Here is a 16,740-nt window from a genome sequence, read left to right on the forward strand (position 1 = left end):
AAGATGCCATCCGGCTAGCGGGGGAAGTCTCCCGTTCTGGAGAACAGGTCGTTCTCATCACCGGCAACTGTTGCAGGTCTGACAATGATGTCTTCGCCGAGAACCTCATGTGCCAAAGCGGCCTTCTCCTCGGTGTAGTCCCGCAGGGAGATCCCCACCGTGTTGTTTTTCTCGTCCGGGCCCCATTCCAGCAAATCCAGGCCATGCGTCTTGAGCGTTTCCATTTGTCCTGAAATTGAGTTCACGTGTGACACAAGGTCTTTGTAGGAGAATTCGACTTCATCGAGCACGTGTTCTCCCTTTGGGCGTTCCTCGAGGGCTTTTGCGAAGTCCCGGGTCTTCCCGTGCTGCACGGCAACGTGGGTTATGCCTGCTTCATCCACCCAAATTCCGCCGAATCCTGGCATCTCTGAGACGATCGCCGCGATGGCATCCGATTCCTCATTCGCTCTGTTTTCCTCATTCGTCGTAGGATCGGGCAACGTGACCGCCGATCCAGTGGGCGACTTCGTTGGGAGGCTAATATTCGGATCCGAAGTGGCGTCCTGTATGCCCGGCAGGGCGGCAGCAGCAGTAAAGCCTTGAGAAGTGAGCAGAGACGGCGACTGAGCGAAAGCTGGTGTTTGGGCGGTGCTTGACGGGGTGCTGAGCCCCGTCAGAACGACGGCGGAAAGAACCAGACCTGACAGAAGAAACCGATAGCCAGCCACGCTACGCCCCTAGATCACATGCTCCCAGCGAGCTACTTCGCTCCCCTTGCACACGTGATGATCATCAGACCAGCCCACTGAATAAACAAGCACCGAACGAAAGAGTTCGTCAGAGCCTGTCGCAGAACCCTAGAATTCTGCGGCTAAATGGACATCCAGCGCACTTCCATTGACCCCGAGCCGGCCACATGCAGTGGGGCCGGATTCCAGCGGGGCTAAACGACCTAGCGTATCGTCAGAGTGCTTCGCTGCCCTGCCGGCCGGTCGCCGGCTTCCCCGTGTCGGCCGCCTCGAACCAGGCCCGGCCGTGACGGTATCGGTAGGCCGTCCCGTTGTACCCTGCGGGTTGGAGGTCAATCATATCGAGCACGCCCGCCGCGGGACGTTCCGACTTGTCCCAGTCGGGCACGACCTTCCCCGGCTGCGTTTCGCGTGCCTGCCCGATTTCCGGGAAGGGCGCGTCGATGCAGTCCGCCCTCGCTTTCAGGGGGATACCGGTGAAGGCATGCCCGGCGAACCCGTACAGCAGCAGACGCCGATTGTCCGGGCCCACCCGTTCAGGCGGACCCGACTGGGAATCCCACAGCCACGACTCCCCCGCCAGCGCACCAAATTCGCCCGCAGACAAACCATTGATTCTGTCGATCCCGTGGAGCGGGCAATACTCTGAGGCATAGATGCTCTCGTCCTCGGGGAGATCGCCATCGGTGTCCGGAAATGCCCGTCTGAATTCGGCCAGGCACACGCACTCAGCGAGGCTGAGGGCGTCGCCTGGGGCCAGACCGGATTCCCTCATGACGAGGGGCCACTGCGAGGCGAGACCCGCATTCACAGGGATCTCCCACACGAGGCGCGTTCCCACGCGGTGCGTGGCGTATATGCGCCACATCTGCCGGATGACCCCGGCGAGGCCCGTGACGCTGAGCGCGGCGGCAGCCGTGGCGAACATGGTGGAGGATGATTCCTCGCCCAGTTCCGCATAAGTCCGGCCCAGTTCGGCGGGTAAAACTGCGAAGGCGGCCGCCCAGGCCACGACCGCTGCCAAGGGCAGGACCAGAGCGGCAACCATGCCGCGCCGCAGCGCCCGTTGTCTGGCCTGCGCAGCGACGGGACCGACCGCCACTGATCGTCCCGACAGCGAGGATTTGGCCAGGGAATGTACGAGGTGCAGCTCGTGGCATGACTTCCAGGCCGCGGCCAAAGCCAGCGCGCTCCCGACGGCTGCGGCCGCCCACCACAGCGGCGCCGAGGCGTAGCCGTCCAAGGTATGGGGCACGGCGGCAAAGGCCAGGACCAAGGGAGCGGCCGCGACGCTAAACCGTCCGAGCATCCACCCGAAGACAGCGAAGGCGACGGCGAGAAGGATGCTGGCGCCGCCTATCATGTCGATGAAGCGGTAGCCACCGGTCCAGGCCGGATCATCCATGGCCTCCCATCCGCGGTCCGCAATGAAGGCCCCGACAGTTCCAGACAATCCAGTCAGCCAGCTGAAGAGCTGACGCCTGCGGGAGATTTTCCGGTTCCAGACAGCCGCCCACACTTGGACGTCCGGGCGCACTACTGCGCTGGCGGATGTCATCAAGCATTCCTTTCCGTCACATGATTCACGGTGTCGATCCTTCCATGCACGCGGAAGATGAGTGGCGCTGGGGATATCGGGATCTTCCGAACCGTCTTACCACCGGGGTCACGGCCATGAGGGATTCCTCGTGGAGGGTGCAGCGTTGCCAAGCCGTACTGCTTGTACGTCAACCTGCCGCATGCTTAGGTGAATTAACGGCGGCACCAGCTGCCCGTAGTGGGGGGGAGAAATGGCTAAAACAGGAACTTCCGTGATGTACCGGCGAACGCTGCGGGCAGGAATTATCGTGGGCATTGCCGGTATCGTCATCATGCTCTTCACGAATACGTTCATGCAGAATATCGGCACGTTCACCTACAACGGTGCCAACGTCGTCTTTTACGTCATAACGCAGATTTACTTGCTCGTCCCGGTGGCCTGCATGCCCTTTTCGGCGGGCCTTGTTTCAGCTGCTCTGGTAATGCGTCATTTGGACACCTGGGATGTGGAGCGGATCAGGCGGGAACCTGCAGACGAAAACCCGACCTAAGCGGTTGCTGGCGACGGCCCACTGATGAGAGCGGGAACTCTTGGCTCACCCCTGCCAAGTAACTCTCAGAAGTGCTCAACCATTTGCGACACACTTAGGCAGGTGGCGGACAGGTATAGGGTATGAGTCATTTATCGAGGGCCCATGACAGGGCGGACGCCTTCCGGTCGCTATACGAATCCTCATACGCCGACCTGCTGAAGTTCGTTCAGCGTCGAACGGAGCCGGCGAATGCTGAGGATGTAGTCGCTGAGGCATTCCTGGTCGTCTGGAGGCGCTTCTCTGAAGTGCCCGCGGATGAAAACAATGCCCGGGCTTGGGTCTTCGGAATCACGCGGAATCTCATGCTGAACGCTCAGCGTGGAGAACAACGACGTCAAGCGCTAGGCGTACGGCTCGCTGAAACAACACCGGAATGTTTCAGCACTTCCCATGCTGATCTGGTCAGCAGTCGCATCGATCTAGGCCGCGCCTGGGCGCTTCTTTCTGAAGTCCATCAAGAAGCCCTGGGACTCGCCGTCTTTGAGAACCTTGCCGCGCCGCAGGCAGCCAAAGTCCTAGGAATCTCGCCCGTGGCTTTCCGTCTGCGACTGACCCGAGCAAGACGGGCCTTGCGGCTCCTCCTTGACCACCTCCCTCACCATGCTTCCGACATTCCGGCGGCGACACCCGAAAAGGCATCAACGCTATGACAAGTGACCAGAACCTCGACACACTGCTCCGCTCGATGGACGCAGCAGAGCAAAGCCCGCCGTCGAACCCTGCCCGGGCGCAAGCCGACCTGAACCGCATACTGAGCTGCCGGCTAGCTCCCGCTGCATCCAGCAGCGGGTGGGGATTCAGCCGCGAGTTGGCCAAGGCGAACCGGCGACGACGGGCTGTCACACTTGGCGGTCTGGCAGCAGCCGCCACCGCCGCGTTACTGGTCATGCCGGCGATCTCAGGAGAAGGTGACCCGGCCTTCGCCACCTGGACAGCAGTCCCTGGGACACTTATCGGCTCAGAACGTGACAACGCCGTCTCAGACTGCCGCAGATCAACACAACGTGTGGGCGGAGGCATGTACTCAGCCGAGCATTCAGCAGCGGAAGTAGCCATTGCCGAGCGGCGGGGAGCCTGGGTGACGGTTCTCCTCAGCGGTCCTGACGGTTTTGAAGCAACATGTACCACGGACGCCACGGCACCGTGGTTCGAGAAAGGGTCGTTCGGCTCTGTCGGAAAACCAAATAACGTGGCGGCACTGTCTGCACGAGCTATTGCTCCGACCCAACTCGGAACCGGAACAATCGCAGACAAGCCCATCTCCCTCGCGTCAGGTCGCGTGGGAGCCGATGTCGCAGCGATTACCTACACCAGCGCTTCCAAGGAAGAGGTGACCGCAACCGTCGCGAAAGGTCACTTCGCCTTTTGGCTGCCGGGCAACGACCTGCAAAACGCTTCCGATCAGGGAGTGCCAGTCAAAGTGACCTACAAAAATGGTTCCACCGAAAAACAAATACTCGACTTCTGATTGATGTCGGCACGACACTCCCCCGCGTGTGCCGCCAAGCCTTTGGGAAAATTGGTTCCCCGAATCATGGAACCGAATGCGATGGCCGGACACTATGAGGTATGGGTGGGGAATCGGATGTTTCAGATGAGGTGCTGTGGCGCCAGGTTATCAACGGTGATGGTGAAGCTTTCGGGCTCCTTTTCGACCGGCATCATGAACGCGTGGGGCGTCACGCTCTGAAAATCCTGGGCGTTCCCCACTTGGCGGAAGAGATAACTGCCGTTGTTTTTTATGAGGCGTGGCGTCGGCGCGCCAACATCCGGATGGTCAGTCACTCGATGCTTCCCTGGCTGTTAGTAACCGCCAACAACATCGTGCGTAACCACGTCCGCCAGCAACGGCGCTACAGGCACTTCCTCAGTCAGCTTCCGGCCCCGGAGGACGCGGCCGATATTGCAGACGGCGTGGCGGAAGCGGATGACGCGAGAATCATGTCTTCTGCCGTTCGGGAAGCCTTCGCGCAGCTCAAACCCCGGGAACGCGATGTGCTGACACTGTGTGTGATTCAGGGCTTGGGAGCACGGGAAACCGGCGTTGCGCTAGGCGTAGCCGAGGGAACCGTGAAGTCCAGGCTTCATCGGGCGAAATTACGGCTTGGGGCTCTGTTCGGCGAGATAGTGCGTGAGCAAGAGCCAGAGGCCCAGACAATTCTTGGACGGAGAACACCATCATGAACACTTTCCGGTTCCAAACAGACCGTCAGGAAGCCCTGCGCCAGCAGCTCGTCGAGCTGCCAACCCTCGCCGGCGCTGAAGACCCTGCCAGATACAGGCCACACAGAGAGCCGCACCCCCTGTCCAGGAGCCGCGAGTCGAGCACTGCGCCCACGGACCATGCACGTGCCCGTGCCCGGCTGCCCCGGCGTATCCTGCTCACGGCAGCTGCGGCCGCTATCGGCTCCATGGTCGTCGGTCACACCGCCGTGATCGCCCAGAGCGCCCATGCGGCTGGCGTTTTGCGGGACGCTGCCGAACGGACGATTAGCTTTGTCGACCCGAAACCGAAACCAGGGCAGTACCTCATGGTCCGCACGCATGCGAACTGGCTCGTCTCCGGGATTGACGCGGCGGGAAACCAGACAAACTCGATGAACGTCCAGACCATCGACGTCTACGTTCCCGGAAACCGTGCCGAGGAATGGGTGCTCCGGCGCGACTGGGGCGACGCCGGCCCCGTGCCGACGGACATAGAAGTCATCAAAAGCAGGGACGGGAATTTCTATGGAGGAGGTCCCTGGTCGCTGCTCTCCGCGGAGGAGATCGCCGCATTACCCAGGGACGGCCAAGCCCTCTACGACCACTTCAACTCCCGATACACAGGAGGGTCGGCCTCCCGGGACGAAGACAACTTCGTCCGGATTACCGACCTTCTGAGGACAGGACTCATTCCCGCTGACCTGCGCGCCGGCCTCTACAAAGCCTTGGCGCTCATCCCCGGTGTCAACACCAGCGAGCAAACCAACTTCGACGGCAAAACGGGCATCGCCATCGGACGAGCAGAAGCGCTTCGCGCCGGACAAAGAGCAGAAATCATTATCGACCCCAGCACGGGCCTGGTCATCGGTGAACGAACCATCATGACCTATGCAGCCTTCGGTTTCGGAGCCAACGAAATCGTCGGGCACACCGCCGTCGACTACACGATCGTTAACTCAGCCCCAAAGTAGACGGAACCCGAACTGCTTCTTCCAGTTACCGCGTCAGCGCCATGGCGACTTCGCCACCGAGGGCCACGTTGCCGCGGTAGACATCGACATTGACATTCAGGCTGCGCCCGTTCGTAGCGCGCTGAATAAAGTCCAGAAGGAGCGGTGTGGTGTCCTTGCCGTTGATCCCCTTCTCCTCTGCCTGTGCCCACGCCCGGGAGAGAACGACGTCGAGCTCGGCCGGAGGGAACTGCTTATCCTCTGCGATCGGGTTTGCCAAGAGAATGGCCGCTTCAAGGCGCAGGTCATCGCGTGCCCTGCATATTGCCGCAACCTCCTCAGGAGTTTCGACCGCATACTCGATCTCAAACCCCGAGTCGGCAACATAGAAGCCGGGGTACTTCTTGGTCCTGTAGCCGACGACGGGGATGTTGAGCGTTTCAAACCGTTCCAGGGTGGCCGCTACGTCCAGGACGGACTTCACGCCGGCGCTGACGACGACGATCGGGGTACGGGCCAGCGTCGTCATGTCGGCAGACTCGTCGAAAGATGTTGCCGCACCGTGGTGAACTCCACCCAAGCCGCCGGTTGAAAACACTTTGATGCCGGCCCGGTGGGCCAGAAACGCCGTCGCTGCTACCGTGGTGCCGCCGTGGAGCTGAAGAGCAGCAGCGACAGGAAGATCCCGGAGGCTGACTTTCCTCACTCCCCCGTCATGGGAAAGCGACGAGATCTGCTCGTGGCTGAGCCCCACCGTCGGAACGCCGTCGAAAACACCGATCGTTGCAGGAACGACTCCCTGGCTACGGAGGCGATCCTCCGCCTCGACAGCAACGTCGAGATTGCGTGGACGGGGAAGGCCGTGGGTGAAAATGGTCGATTCCAAAGCGACGACAGGACGCCCTCCGGCAACGGCTGCGGCCACTTCCTCCGCTACATGGATGGCGGCGTTGCTGCGGGCCGATGACATAGCTGGTCTCCCTGTGGCTACTGATGACTCGATCTTCTGCTCGCTCACTGGACTCCCCACTGCGCCCGCCCGGTTATTCCTGCGGCGCACGCCGTCCATCAAGCAACGCGCTGGTGCTGCTCTGCGGTACCAGGATGTGCACGGCGTTGCGCTGGATGGTGAAGTCGGTCGGCGTGGCAGTCGCCAGCTCGCCGTCGAGGTTCACCGGCAGGGAGGGTTCCGTGGCCACCCGGACACTTCGGGTGGTCAGGTGGTGTACCCGGTCATTGTTGATGAAGCTTCCGTCCTTGAGCATCCGCGCGATCTTCAGATGCTCCCACGGCGGTGCCGCCTCGATGGCGTAGATGTCGAGAGTGTGGTCGTCTATCCCTGCCGTCGGCGAGACCATACTGCCGCCCCCGTAGTGCCTGCCGTTGCCGACGGCCACCTGCAGCAGGTTATCGAGCTCCAACGGCTCGCGGTCCCCCTCGGGGAACTCGAGCCGGGCCCGGAACGGCCGGTGACGGCCGTAGGCGCGCAGGGTGGCGACGCCGTATGCCAGCGGCCCCATGCGCTTTTTCAGGGCGGGACTGAGAGCCTGGGTAACACCGGCCGACAAGCCAACGGAGGCGACGTTAAGAAACGGCCGACCGTTCGCCCGGCCCAGGTCGATATCGACCACCTTTCCGTCTGAGACGGCCGAGCATGCCCCAGCCAGGTCATTCGGTATCTCCAGCGTGCGGGCGAGGTCGTTGGCGGTGCCCAGCGGTAGGACGGCGAGCGTGACATCGGTGCCGGCAACCCGACCAGCGGCGCAACTCACCGTCCCGTCGCCGCCACCGACCACGATCAGGTCGTGGCCATCGTCAACCACGCGATCGAGCGTCTCGGCCAGCTCCGCCCCCGACACCACCTGATGCACGGAACTGATCGGCACTCCTGCTTTTTGCATCCTGTCCACCGCGGGTCCGTGCACAGCCGCGCCCCGGCGTGATCCGGCATTAATCACCACGGCAGCAGAGCGCGCGTCTCGGGCAACCTTCATGCCGGATATGTTAGACCGCCCAACTGAGAAGTCCCTGCGAGCGTCGAGCAACTTCTGCGAGGCCTTCGAGAGAACTACCGGAAGGGAGGCTCTTTCCCCGGCGGGAGAGGTAAGACTCCTTGGGCAGGCGTCATGGTGAACCACCCATTGTCCCGCTGGGTCGCAAAAATGATGACCCGTTGATCGGTTTGAAGCGGGTCGCCTTCCGGATATGACTCGCCACCAGTGCAGGTCTGTGGAGTGGATGAGATGCTGAGGCGTCCGTCTCCAGGGTCGCCTTTGAGGACCCGCTCAACTTCTATGAGGTGGGTCGTGGCCTCGTAACCGTAAATGCTCGTTTCGCCAACCTCGCCCACGGAACTGCCGATCAGCACCATGGTGGCGTTGTCGTATTGTGCTTGCGGGGTCTCAAACCAAACCCAGTCAACGCACGTTTCGGCACCACTGACTGGAATGAGATCGCACCCGGTTCCAAGCACACCCGCCACGAGCACTGCCGTCGCCAGCGATGTAACTTTCCCCATGGCTATGAAGCTACGCGCAGTCGGACAACCGCACTACTGAGTTCGCCCAGTTGCAATTGAAGCGAGACCGACCTGCAGGGAATGAACACCATCCTGTGATGCAACGCTTGACCGGGTCCCTGCCCTATGGACCAACAGTGCTCGCCTCGGTAGCGTGCAACCCATGACCATCAGACTTGAGAACGTCGGCATCGCCGTTCGCGATCTCGAAGCGACCATCGCCTTTTTCACCGACCTCGGTCTCACCGTTGTCGGCCGTGACACCGTGAGTGGTGAATGGACCGACACCGCCGTCGGCCTTGACGGCAATCACGCCAAAATTGCCATGCTCCAGACGCCTGACGGCCATGGCCGCCTTGAGCTCTTCGAGTACATCCACCCGGAAGCGATCGAGACCGAGCCCACTCGTCCCAACGAGATCGGCATGCACCGCGTGGCGTTCTCAGTCGATGACATCGACAAAGCCCTGGAGATAGCCGCCAGGCACGGCTGCCATGCGCTTCGCGGCGTGGCGACCTACAAGGATTTCTACAAGCTCACGTACGTCCGCGGACCTAGCGGCATCCTCGTGATGCTCGCCCAGGAACTGAAGAAGAACTGATGGCAGGATCGCGCCACCAACGGCATCCCACGGCCGAGGCATAGCGCCAGTTGGTTCGGGCGCGCATCATTGGATGGTGCGGATCGTCGACTACACGCCGGAGTATCGGGAAGAAGTGCTCGCGCTTTCATTGCGGGCCTGGGAGCCGGTATTTCCTTTGGTTCGCAATGCTGTACCCGGCTTTGTCTATGAGGCCTTTTATCCGAACGGGTGGAAGGAACGCCAGTACCGCGACATGGCAGCTGTGCTCGATACTGAGCCGGAGAATATAGCGATCGCTCTTGAGGGGAACCAGCTGCTGGGTTGGGTTTGTACCCGGCTGCACCCGGAGGACAGCATGAGTGAGGTGCATGTCCTGGCGGTGGATCCCGCTCACCAGCGGAAGGGAGTTGGCCAGGCCCTCATGGAGCATTCTTTCGATGCAGGCCGCAGGGCCGGCATGAGCATGGTGCTCGTAGAGACGGGTGATGATCCTGGCCATAAACCTGCCCGGCGCGCCTATGAAGCAGCCGGTTTCGAGCGATGGCCGGTAGCACGCTACTTCAAGAATCTTGCCGAATGACGTCAATCGGCGCTTAGTGGACTGAAGAACCACTCCACGCCAAACAATAAATCGCCCCGTATCCCGAGGAGGCATCCGTTGAACGAACAGGCTGGTCAGCCCGACCAACCAGACCCCGAACCGCCACTGGCCGGCGACGAGACCGCTACCCTGTTGGGATTTCTGGAGCGGCAGCGGGCGACCTTCGCCTGGAAGACCAGAGGGCTCGACGCCGCCGGTCTGCGGGCTACCCTCGGCCGTTCCTCGCTGACGCTGGGCGGCCTGCTCAAACACCTGGCCCGCTTCGAGGACGACATGTCCACCGAATGGCTGCATGGCCGCAGGCAGCTCCCGCCATGGAACGCCGTGGACTGGGACGCCGACCCCGACTGGGACTTGAACTCGGCCAGCGAAGACTCGCCCGAACAACTCTATGAAAGGTGGCGCGACGCGGTGACCCGCTCCCGCGCCCTGTTCGCGGAGGCACTGATGGAGGGCGGCCCGGGACGTCAGGGCACGGTTGCCTCCAACCCCAGCATCGAGCTTCCCAGCCTGCGCTACATCCTGCTCAACATGATCGAGGAATACGCCCGCCACAACGGCCACGCCGACCTCATCCGCGAGTCGGTGGACGGCCTCGTGGGACAGGACCCGCCGGGTTGAATGTGTCCACCGTGGTGCCGGGTGAAGGCCGGTCCCGCCACCGACCATTGATTGCTACCTCCGAGTGATCCTTGCCAGCACCGCATCCAGGCCGGTCTGCACAGCATCGTAGGTTCCCGCCGCTTCGAGGTGGCGTGCGAACTGCTCGTTGAGCCCGCCGGGTGTGGTGTGTGCCTGCGCCAGGGCTGCGAAGTCGGCCCCGGGTGACTCGAGCTCGCCGGACAGTGCGGCGAAGGTGTCGGCGACGTAGCGGCGTGCGGCTGCTGACGGGACGCCCCGGTCGGACAGCCAGCCTGCGATCGTTCCGAGGTAACGAAAGTATGCCGCGACCGTGCCCGATGCTGCCGAGACCGATTCAAATGCCAGCTCGTCGTCGATCTCCATGCTCCCGCCAAGCCGGTCGTAAAGCCCCGTTGCCGCGGGCGTTGCAGGGTGTACCGGTGTCAGGCTTCCGCGGGTGGCCACGGCGGGGAGCGGGATGCTTCGTGCGATGTCCGTCGCTGGATCAACCAGACCGGCCAGCTGCCCGACGGGGAAGCCTGCTATCGCACTGACGACGGCGTGGTCAGCGCGGAACTGCAGTCCAGCCAGTACCTCCGCGGCGTGGTTGGGCAACAGGCAGACCACCACCACGTCGCTGCGGTCCACGACCTGCTGGTTATCCGTCGCCACCCGCACCGAGGGGAACCGGGCCGCGAGTTCAGCCGCACGTTCGGCGTTCCTGGGGGAAAGCATGATCGACGGCGGCTCGGCCGCTCCGTCGCAAAGTCCGGTGACGATCGCCGTCGCGATTGATCCAACTCCAAGTACGCCATATGAGGTCACCGGATGACCTTACCCCAGGACCAATGACGGCGGCACGGTCCTAAATTTGAAGCTCAACGGCACAGTCAGCGGACACGGCGATAGCGGATGTGGGTGGCGAGCGGTGAGTGAAGCACTTCGGCGGGTTCGAACCCGAAGGATTCAACGCCGTCGAAGATGCGTTCACCTGCACCGAGCAGGACCGGTGCGATGTCGAGGGTGAGCTCGTCGATCACGCCGGCGATAAGAGCCTGCCGGACTGTCGAGGCACCACCGGCGATGTCCACACCCTTGTCCCCGGCGGCCTGGCACGCTGCCGAATAGGCCGCGTCGAAGCCGTCGGTGACGAAGTGGAAAGTCGTCCCGCCGTCCATCTGAATCGGGTCATGTGCGTGGTGGGTCAGCACGAACACCGGCGCGTGGTACGGCGGTTCGGGGCCCCACCAGCCCGTCCATTCCTCGTCCCAGTCCCCGCGGATCGGGCCGAACATGTTGCGGCCCATCACATACGCGCCCCGCGGGCGCATGAGCCACTCGTTCGCGAGATTGTCCGCATCGTTCGCCCGCGGGTCGCCGATGTGCCAGGCGTGCAACTCCAGTCCCCGCTTGCCCAGGGGGTTGTCGCGGCTCTGGTCCGGCCCGGCGACGAAGCCGTCCAGCGAGATCGACATGTGGCAGGTAGTATCCGGCACCGCAAACCTCCTGATGAATGCGCGACATTGCATCGGTCGTGAAGGGATTCTGGGGAGTTTAGCAGTTAACTGGCGGGATCGTATTGGAAGGCCCGCACCTCCTGCGCGCAGCGGCAGGCCGCGGCGATCTTCGCGGCCCATTCCAGGGCCGCGTCGTACGAGGGCAGCTCCAGAACGGAGTAGCCGCCCTCCAGTTCCGCCGTCTGAGGGTAGGTGCCGTTCTTCACCGTTCCATCGGCGTCCACCAGCACAGGCGGGATGCTCTCATCGATGCCTCCGCCGAACACCCAGACGCCGGCGTCCTTCGCTTCCTGAACCACCGCGTGCGCCGCATCCGAAACTGCCGGCAGCTCTTCGTCCGGGACGATCATGGCGGCACTCGGAAACGAGATCAGGTACTTCGTCATGGCGTCGACTCCTTCTTCATGGCAGGCGGTTGGATTCACCAACCGCCGCGGGTTGGCGTGTGTCCCTTTCGGGCGTCGTCGGGCATGGTCATTTCGGCCCGCAGGCCCAGCAGCCGGATCGGACGGCCCGCCTCGATTCCGCCAGCCAGGTCCAGGGCCCGTGCGAGGATCTCGTCCCGGTCGAAGGTCTCGGGAATCTTCCTCGCATGGGTCTTGGTGAGGAACGGCGCGTACCGGACCTTCAGGGTCAGCCCAACCACAGGCCGCCCTTCAGCCACAACGTCCTCAAGTACGCGCGCTGTGAGTTCCCGGACGGCGTCGTCCACCTGGGCAGGTTCGGTCAGGTCGCGCTGGAAGGTGGTCTCGCGGCTATGCCCGCGAGCAACCCACGGGGTGTCGTCCACAACGCTGGCGCCATCCCCGCGCCCCAGCTCCGCATACCAGGGACCCATCTTGGGACCGAACTCCGGGACCAGGTCCTGGGGGTTGCATGCGGCGAGCTCGGCGACCGTCTTGATGCCGAGTTTGGCCAGCCTCCCCGACACCTTGGTTCCGACGCCCCACAGGTCCTTGGTGGGCCGGGTGCCCATGACGTCGAGCCAGTTCCCGGAGGTCAGACGGAAGACGCCGGCCGGCTTGCCGAAACCAGTGGCGACCTTGGCCCGCACAAGGGTGTCGCCGATGCCCACGCTGCAATGCAGCTGCGTTCGCTCCAGGACGGCGGCCTGCACCCGCCGGGCATAGGCTTCCGGATCCTCCGTCTCAGTGCCTACAAAGGCTTCATCCCAACCCAGCACCTGCACGGTGGCACCGGGCTGCTCGCGTAGGGTGGTCATCACCGTTTCGGACGCCGCAAAGTAAGCCTCGTGATCGACGGGCAGGATCACAGCGTCGGGCACCTTCCGGGCCGCGACGCGCAAAGGCATCCCGGAACCCACGCCGAAGGCCCTGGCTTCATAGGACGCGGTGGACACCACCGCCCGTTCGGTTGGGTCGCCTCGGCCGCCGACGATGATCGGCTTGCCCGCAAGCTCCGGCCGCCGCAGCACCTCGACCGCCGCGATGAACTGGTCGAGATCGACGTGCAGCACCCACCGGTTTCCGCCCACGCCACCAGTCTGCCCCTAAACATCCCCGAAGGCCCATAGAGACCCGTCGTGGTTTACTGGGAAGACGGCGTTTTGCCCGTCTGGGCTTGGAAACGCCACTCTTAAGTTCTTTGGGGGAACATGAGATCGCTTCGGTTGTCCATGTCATTGTTGCTGTTGGCGGGTGCACTGTCAGCATGCACCCCTGCGGGCGCGCCGGAAGGCCAGGGCGGCGCCGCTGCCACCTCCTCCCCTGCCGCATCGGCGTCAGCAACAGGCCACTGGACAGAGGTCTTCGAAGGCGAATTCGTCTCGCAGGCGGTCACGACCCGCGGCAGGGCGGTCCTCACGGTCACCCCCGGCAAGGTCGAGTTGAAACTGGCCAACTTTTCAACGGGGGCGGGCGGCAACCTGCATGTGCATCTCAATCGGGGCAAGTTGGGTCCCAAAGCCGGCGAAATGGGACTGAGTTCCTCAAACACGTTTGTGGTGGCGCCGCTGAAGGCACGGCGTGGCGCCCAGTCCTACGACCTGACCGCCATGTGGAAAGAACTGCCGGAGGTCCAGAGCGTCACCATTTATCAGTACAGTGCGCGGGCACGGCGCGCCTACGGTACCGCCAACCTGGTCAGACGGTACTAATTTCCGGTTGCCCGCCGGTATTCACCCGCTGCCCGCGGCGCCGGTGCCCGAAGCCACCACCGTGCCGGCGCTGCCGTCCACAATGACCCGCTGCCCCTCGGCCAGGGTGCCCGTGCCCGTGCCGGTTCCCATCACCGCCGGAATTCCATATTCCCGGGCAACAATGGCAGCATGCGAGCCGAGCCCTCCCATATCGACGACGACGGCGGCCGCGCGCTGGAACAGCGGCGTCCAGGAGGGGTTCGTGTAGGGGCAGACAAGAACGTCGCCGCTGCGTAGCCGGCCGAACTCGTCCGGGCCCCTGATGATCCGCACCGGTCCTTCTGCACGGCCGCGGCTTGCCGGAGTGCCGGCGACCAGAACGCCCGTTGCCCGACGCCGGTCCCTGAACAGGCGGTCCCTGAACAGCAGCGCCGCATCCAGCAGCGGTACCCCCTCGAGTTCGCGGCGCCTGGCCGCCCTGGCCAGCACGAGCGGCCGGTAGTGCTGCCGGACGGAAGCCGGCAGCGCACCGCCGTCGTCCGTTATTGCCTCCAGTTCCTCGAACCGCAGGTGGTAGACGTCCTTAACGCCGTCAATCACCCCGGCGGCAACAAGGCGGCGGCCGAGCTCGCGGTACGCGCGGCGCATGGGCGGAATGACCTTGGTGGCGTAGAAGTGGCTGTCCTCACGGAACGCCATTCCCGCCCGGGCGGCGTCGACGGCGGCGAGCACCTGCCGCCGGACGGGCCCGAAGCGGAGGAGGGGGTGGCGCTTCAGCTCAGCCAGTGCGGCGCCGGTCTGGTCTGCCCTGCCTGGCGGCTGGCCCATGAGCGCCTTCACCAGCCCCAGCACCACCTCGGGGGCATCGGACCAGGTGGGTGAACTGCTCAGCACCGGGCTGACGGTTTCACGGTTCCCATATTCGCGCAGGAAGCGGTCAAACGCCTCGCGGAAGGCTGCGTGTGCCGGCTCTTCAAGAAGCCGCGGCAAGGCCGCCCCGTCGGATCCATCGAAGGCGCGGGCCAGGCCCGGATCCTCCCGGACCATCACGGCCAGCTGCTCCAGCGAGCGGTTCGCCTGGCTGGTCCGGGTGTCCGCGCCCGCGATCAGTGCGGAAGCCAGGCCCGTCCTGCCCAACAGCAGGAGCATCAGGCGCAGCCTCAGCAGGGGAAGGAATATGCCGGGCATGTAGGAGATCCGCAGGTCTGTGATGCCCCGCATCGCGGCAAAGCAGTCCCGCGCGGCGCCCACAACCTCTGGCCAGCGCAGCGTTTCCAGGTGCCGTCCGTTCAGCCGGTCCACCTGCTCCAGGAAGGCGATGAACCTGGGGTCGTTCTGCCAGTCGGCCATCCTGTACTGCCTCGCGCGGCGGGCCAGGCTGAGCGGCGCGGCCAGGGCGCGGATCGTCAGCCGCGGGGACGGCGGCACGAGCTGGACCACCACACCGTCCTCTTCCGGCAGCAGCTCCTCGACGGTGGGGAACCGCGCACCGACGCTGCCGCCCATCCTCTGCAGCATCGCCAGGATCCCCTGCTTCATCCAGCCGGACACATCCAGCGGGTAGGGCCGCTCCTGGAACATTTCGATGAAGAACGGCACCACCCGCCGCTGCACCATATTGAGCCGCAGCGGCTGGGGCGGCAGCGCGGTCATGGGCCGCGACTGCAGCACAAACATCCGGCCTCCGGCCAACGCCCACTCCATGTCCTGCGGCCGGCCGAAGTGCTCCTGAGATTTGCGGCCCAAGCCAGCCAGCCCCCGGAGCTGGTCCGCGGTCAGGGAAGGATCCGGGCTGCGGCTGCCGGGCTGTTCCCTGATTCCGCCCTCCGCGGCCAGGCCAATCACCACCTCGCCGCCGCCGGGTGTGAAGCTGCGGATCCTGCCCCTCCGGTCCAGCACATAGTGTTCCGGTGTCACCCGGCCGGACACCACCGCCTCGCCCAGGCCCGGGCTGGCATCCACTACCGTCTCATTGCGCTCACCTGTGACCGGGTTCGCGGTGAACATGACACCCGCGGTGTCGGCCGGCACCATCTTTTGAACGACGACGGCGATCGCCACCTCCCGCGGGTCGATCCCCTGCCGCTCTCCGTAGGCCATGGCCCGGTCGGTCCAGAGGGAGGCCCAGCAATCGGCAACCGCTTTGGCCAGCGCCGCCTCGCCGATGACATTCAGGAACGTGTCCTGCTGGCCGGCGAAGGCGGCTCCGGGAAGGTCTTCGGCAGTGGCGCTGGAACGGACAGCCACCGCCCCGCCTCCCAGGGCCGCATAGGCCTCGGCAATCTCCGTCCAGACGGCCGGGGGCACGCCAAGGCGGGCGATCAGCGCGCGGAGGGCGCCGCCGTCGTGCTTGTTTTGATCAATCGCCTCCAGCGCCGCCCCCAGCTCTGTTCCGGCGAGCAGCGAACGGTAGGCCTCCGTGGTGATAGTGAACCCCGGAGGCACCGGAAAGCCTTGCCGCACCAGTTCGCCCAGGGCTGCTCCCTTGCCGCCGGCGTCCGCGAGATCTGCCATGCCGAAGTCACCAAGCGGGCGGACTGTCCTTCGAGTCATCCGGGACTCCTTCTGGCAGGCATCAGTGTGGTTGGTGCTGTCGCCGCACGTCGGGGCGTGTAAAAAGTACTCCACTCCCGCGTCCCCGGCATAGTGTTTGGGCACCGAGAAAGCCCTTCCCCGCCGGGTTGCGTGACGTTACGCATGCCTCTTGACCCCTCCCGGCATCGGTACCAAACTCTTACTGATTACCAATTTAGAGTTTCGTGAATTCCTGTACGTGGGCTGTGT

General features: G+C 63.9%; 18 protein-coding genes. 9 read left to right on the forward strand and 9 right to left on the reverse strand.

Annotated elements, in window-relative coordinates; translation table 11 throughout:
- Positions 1 to 14: 14 nt before the first annotated feature.
- On the reverse strand, positions 15 to 710 hold the full coding sequence (locus BWQ92_RS23710; protein ID WP_157365232.1) for a hypothetical protein: 696 nt from the start codon (positions 708 to 710) through the stop codon (positions 15 to 17).
- Positions 711 to 945: 235 nt separating this feature from the next.
- Positions 946 to 2,289 carry a hypothetical protein gene (locus BWQ92_RS21610; RefSeq protein ID WP_076803116.1) on the reverse strand — a complete coding sequence of 448 codons (1,344 nt, stop codon included), beginning with the start codon at positions 2,287 to 2,289 and terminating at the stop codon, positions 946 to 948.
- Between the two features lie 232 nt (positions 2,290 to 2,521).
- On the opposite strand from BWQ92_RS21610, the gene BWQ92_RS21615 reads away from it, so the two are divergent.
- The 5 genes from BWQ92_RS21615 (at position 2,522) to BWQ92_RS21635 (ending at position 6,039) form a co-directional block, all read left to right on the forward strand.
- The gene (locus BWQ92_RS21615) at positions 2,522 to 2,821 is read left to right on the forward strand and encodes a hypothetical protein (RefSeq protein ID WP_157365233.1); all 300 of its coding nucleotides are present in this window, start codon (positions 2,522 to 2,524) and stop codon (positions 2,819 to 2,821) included.
- A gap of 122 nt (positions 2,822 to 2,943) precedes the next feature.
- Positions 2,944 to 3,513, forward strand: a complete 570-nt coding sequence (locus tag BWQ92_RS21620; RefSeq protein WP_076803120.1) for an RNA polymerase sigma factor — start codon at positions 2,944 to 2,946, stop codon at positions 3,511 to 3,513.
- A complete protein-coding gene (locus BWQ92_RS21625; protein ID WP_076803122.1) occupies positions 3,510 to 4,331 on the forward strand; it encodes a hypothetical protein in 822 nt (273 codons plus the stop codon). Before BWQ92_RS21620 ends, BWQ92_RS21625 begins: the two co-directional genes overlap by 4 nt.
- 101 nt (positions 4,332 to 4,432) lie before the next feature.
- Entirely contained in the window at positions 4,433 to 5,047 is a 615-nt protein-coding gene (locus tag BWQ92_RS21630) for an RNA polymerase sigma factor (RefSeq protein ID WP_076803124.1), read from the forward strand.
- Positions 5,044 to 6,039 carry a CU044_5270 family protein gene (locus BWQ92_RS21635; protein WP_076803126.1) on the forward strand — a complete coding sequence of 332 codons (996 nt, stop codon included), beginning with the start codon at positions 5,044 to 5,046 and terminating at the stop codon, positions 6,037 to 6,039. The genes BWQ92_RS21630 and BWQ92_RS21635 overlap by 4 nt, the downstream gene beginning before the upstream one ends.
- 25 nt (positions 6,040 to 6,064) lie before the next feature.
- Here the strand turns inward: BWQ92_RS21635 and BWQ92_RS21640 are convergent, their stop codons facing one another.
- Positions 6,065 to 7,036, reverse strand: a complete 972-nt coding sequence (locus tag BWQ92_RS21640) for a pseudouridine-5'-phosphate glycosidase (protein ID WP_236783025.1) — start codon at positions 7,034 to 7,036, stop codon at positions 6,065 to 6,067.
- A gap of 25 nt (positions 7,037 to 7,061) precedes the next feature.
- Positions 7,062 to 8,012, reverse strand: coding sequence for a lipid kinase (locus tag BWQ92_RS21645; RefSeq protein ID WP_076803130.1), 951 nt, complete (start codon positions 8,010 to 8,012; stop codon positions 7,062 to 7,064).
- A 687-nt stretch (positions 8,013 to 8,699) separates the two neighbouring features.
- On the opposite strand from BWQ92_RS21645, the gene BWQ92_RS21655 reads away from it, so the two are divergent.
- The 3 genes from BWQ92_RS21655 (at position 8,700) to BWQ92_RS21665 (ending at position 10,341) form a co-directional block, all read left to right on the forward strand.
- Positions 8,700 to 9,137 carry a VOC family protein gene (locus BWQ92_RS21655; RefSeq protein WP_076803134.1) on the forward strand — a complete coding sequence of 146 codons (438 nt, stop codon included), beginning with the start codon at positions 8,700 to 8,702 and terminating at the stop codon, positions 9,135 to 9,137.
- Between the two features lie 73 nt (positions 9,138 to 9,210).
- On the forward strand, positions 9,211 to 9,699 hold the full coding sequence (locus tag BWQ92_RS21660) for a GNAT family N-acetyltransferase (RefSeq protein WP_172804325.1): 489 nt from the start codon (positions 9,211 to 9,213) through the stop codon (positions 9,697 to 9,699).
- Between the two features lie 78 nt (positions 9,700 to 9,777).
- Positions 9,778 to 10,341, forward strand: a complete 564-nt coding sequence (locus BWQ92_RS21665; RefSeq protein WP_076803136.1) for a DinB family protein — start codon at positions 9,778 to 9,780, stop codon at positions 10,339 to 10,341.
- 54 nt (positions 10,342 to 10,395) lie between these two features.
- Here the strand turns inward: BWQ92_RS21665 and BWQ92_RS21670 are convergent, their stop codons facing one another.
- The 4 genes from BWQ92_RS21670 to BWQ92_RS21685 all read right to left on the reverse strand — a co-directional run bounded on the left by BWQ92_RS21670 (position 10,396) and on the right by BWQ92_RS21685 (position 13,353).
- Positions 10,396 to 11,166, reverse strand: coding sequence for an NAD(P)-binding domain-containing protein (locus tag BWQ92_RS21670; protein ID WP_076803138.1), 771 nt, complete (start codon positions 11,164 to 11,166; stop codon positions 10,396 to 10,398).
- Positions 11,167 to 11,231: 65 nt separating this feature from the next.
- Entirely contained in the window at positions 11,232 to 11,837 is a 606-nt protein-coding gene (locus BWQ92_RS21675; protein ID WP_076803139.1) for a dihydrofolate reductase family protein, read from the reverse strand.
- A 65-nt stretch (positions 11,838 to 11,902) separates the two neighbouring features.
- Complete coding sequence (locus tag BWQ92_RS21680) at positions 11,903 to 12,244, reverse strand: YciI family protein (protein ID WP_076803141.1); 342 nt, start codon at positions 12,242 to 12,244, stop codon at positions 11,903 to 11,905.
- A gap of 35 nt (positions 12,245 to 12,279) precedes the next feature.
- A complete protein-coding gene (locus BWQ92_RS21685; RefSeq protein ID WP_442856737.1) occupies positions 12,280 to 13,353 on the reverse strand; it encodes a DNA polymerase IV in 1,074 nt (357 codons plus the stop codon).
- Positions 13,354 to 13,494: 141 nt separating this feature from the next.
- Between BWQ92_RS21685 and BWQ92_RS21690 the strand changes: the two genes are divergently transcribed.
- Complete coding sequence (locus BWQ92_RS21690) at positions 13,495 to 13,974, forward strand: DM13 domain-containing protein (protein WP_157365234.1); 480 nt, start codon at positions 13,495 to 13,497, stop codon at positions 13,972 to 13,974.
- Positions 13,975 to 13,995: 21 nt separating this feature from the next.
- Here BWQ92_RS21690 and BWQ92_RS21695 read toward each other — a convergent pair whose 3' ends face one another.
- A complete protein-coding gene (locus BWQ92_RS21695) occupies positions 13,996 to 16,509 on the reverse strand; it encodes a PEP/pyruvate-binding domain-containing protein (protein ID WP_076803145.1) in 2,514 nt (837 codons plus the stop codon).
- Positions 16,510 to 16,740: the final 231 nt, after the last annotated feature.

The sequence above is a fragment of the Arthrobacter sp. QXT-31 genome (genome assembly GCF_001969265.1).
Classification (GTDB): domain Bacteria; phylum Actinomycetota; class Actinomycetes; order Actinomycetales; family Micrococcaceae; genus Arthrobacter.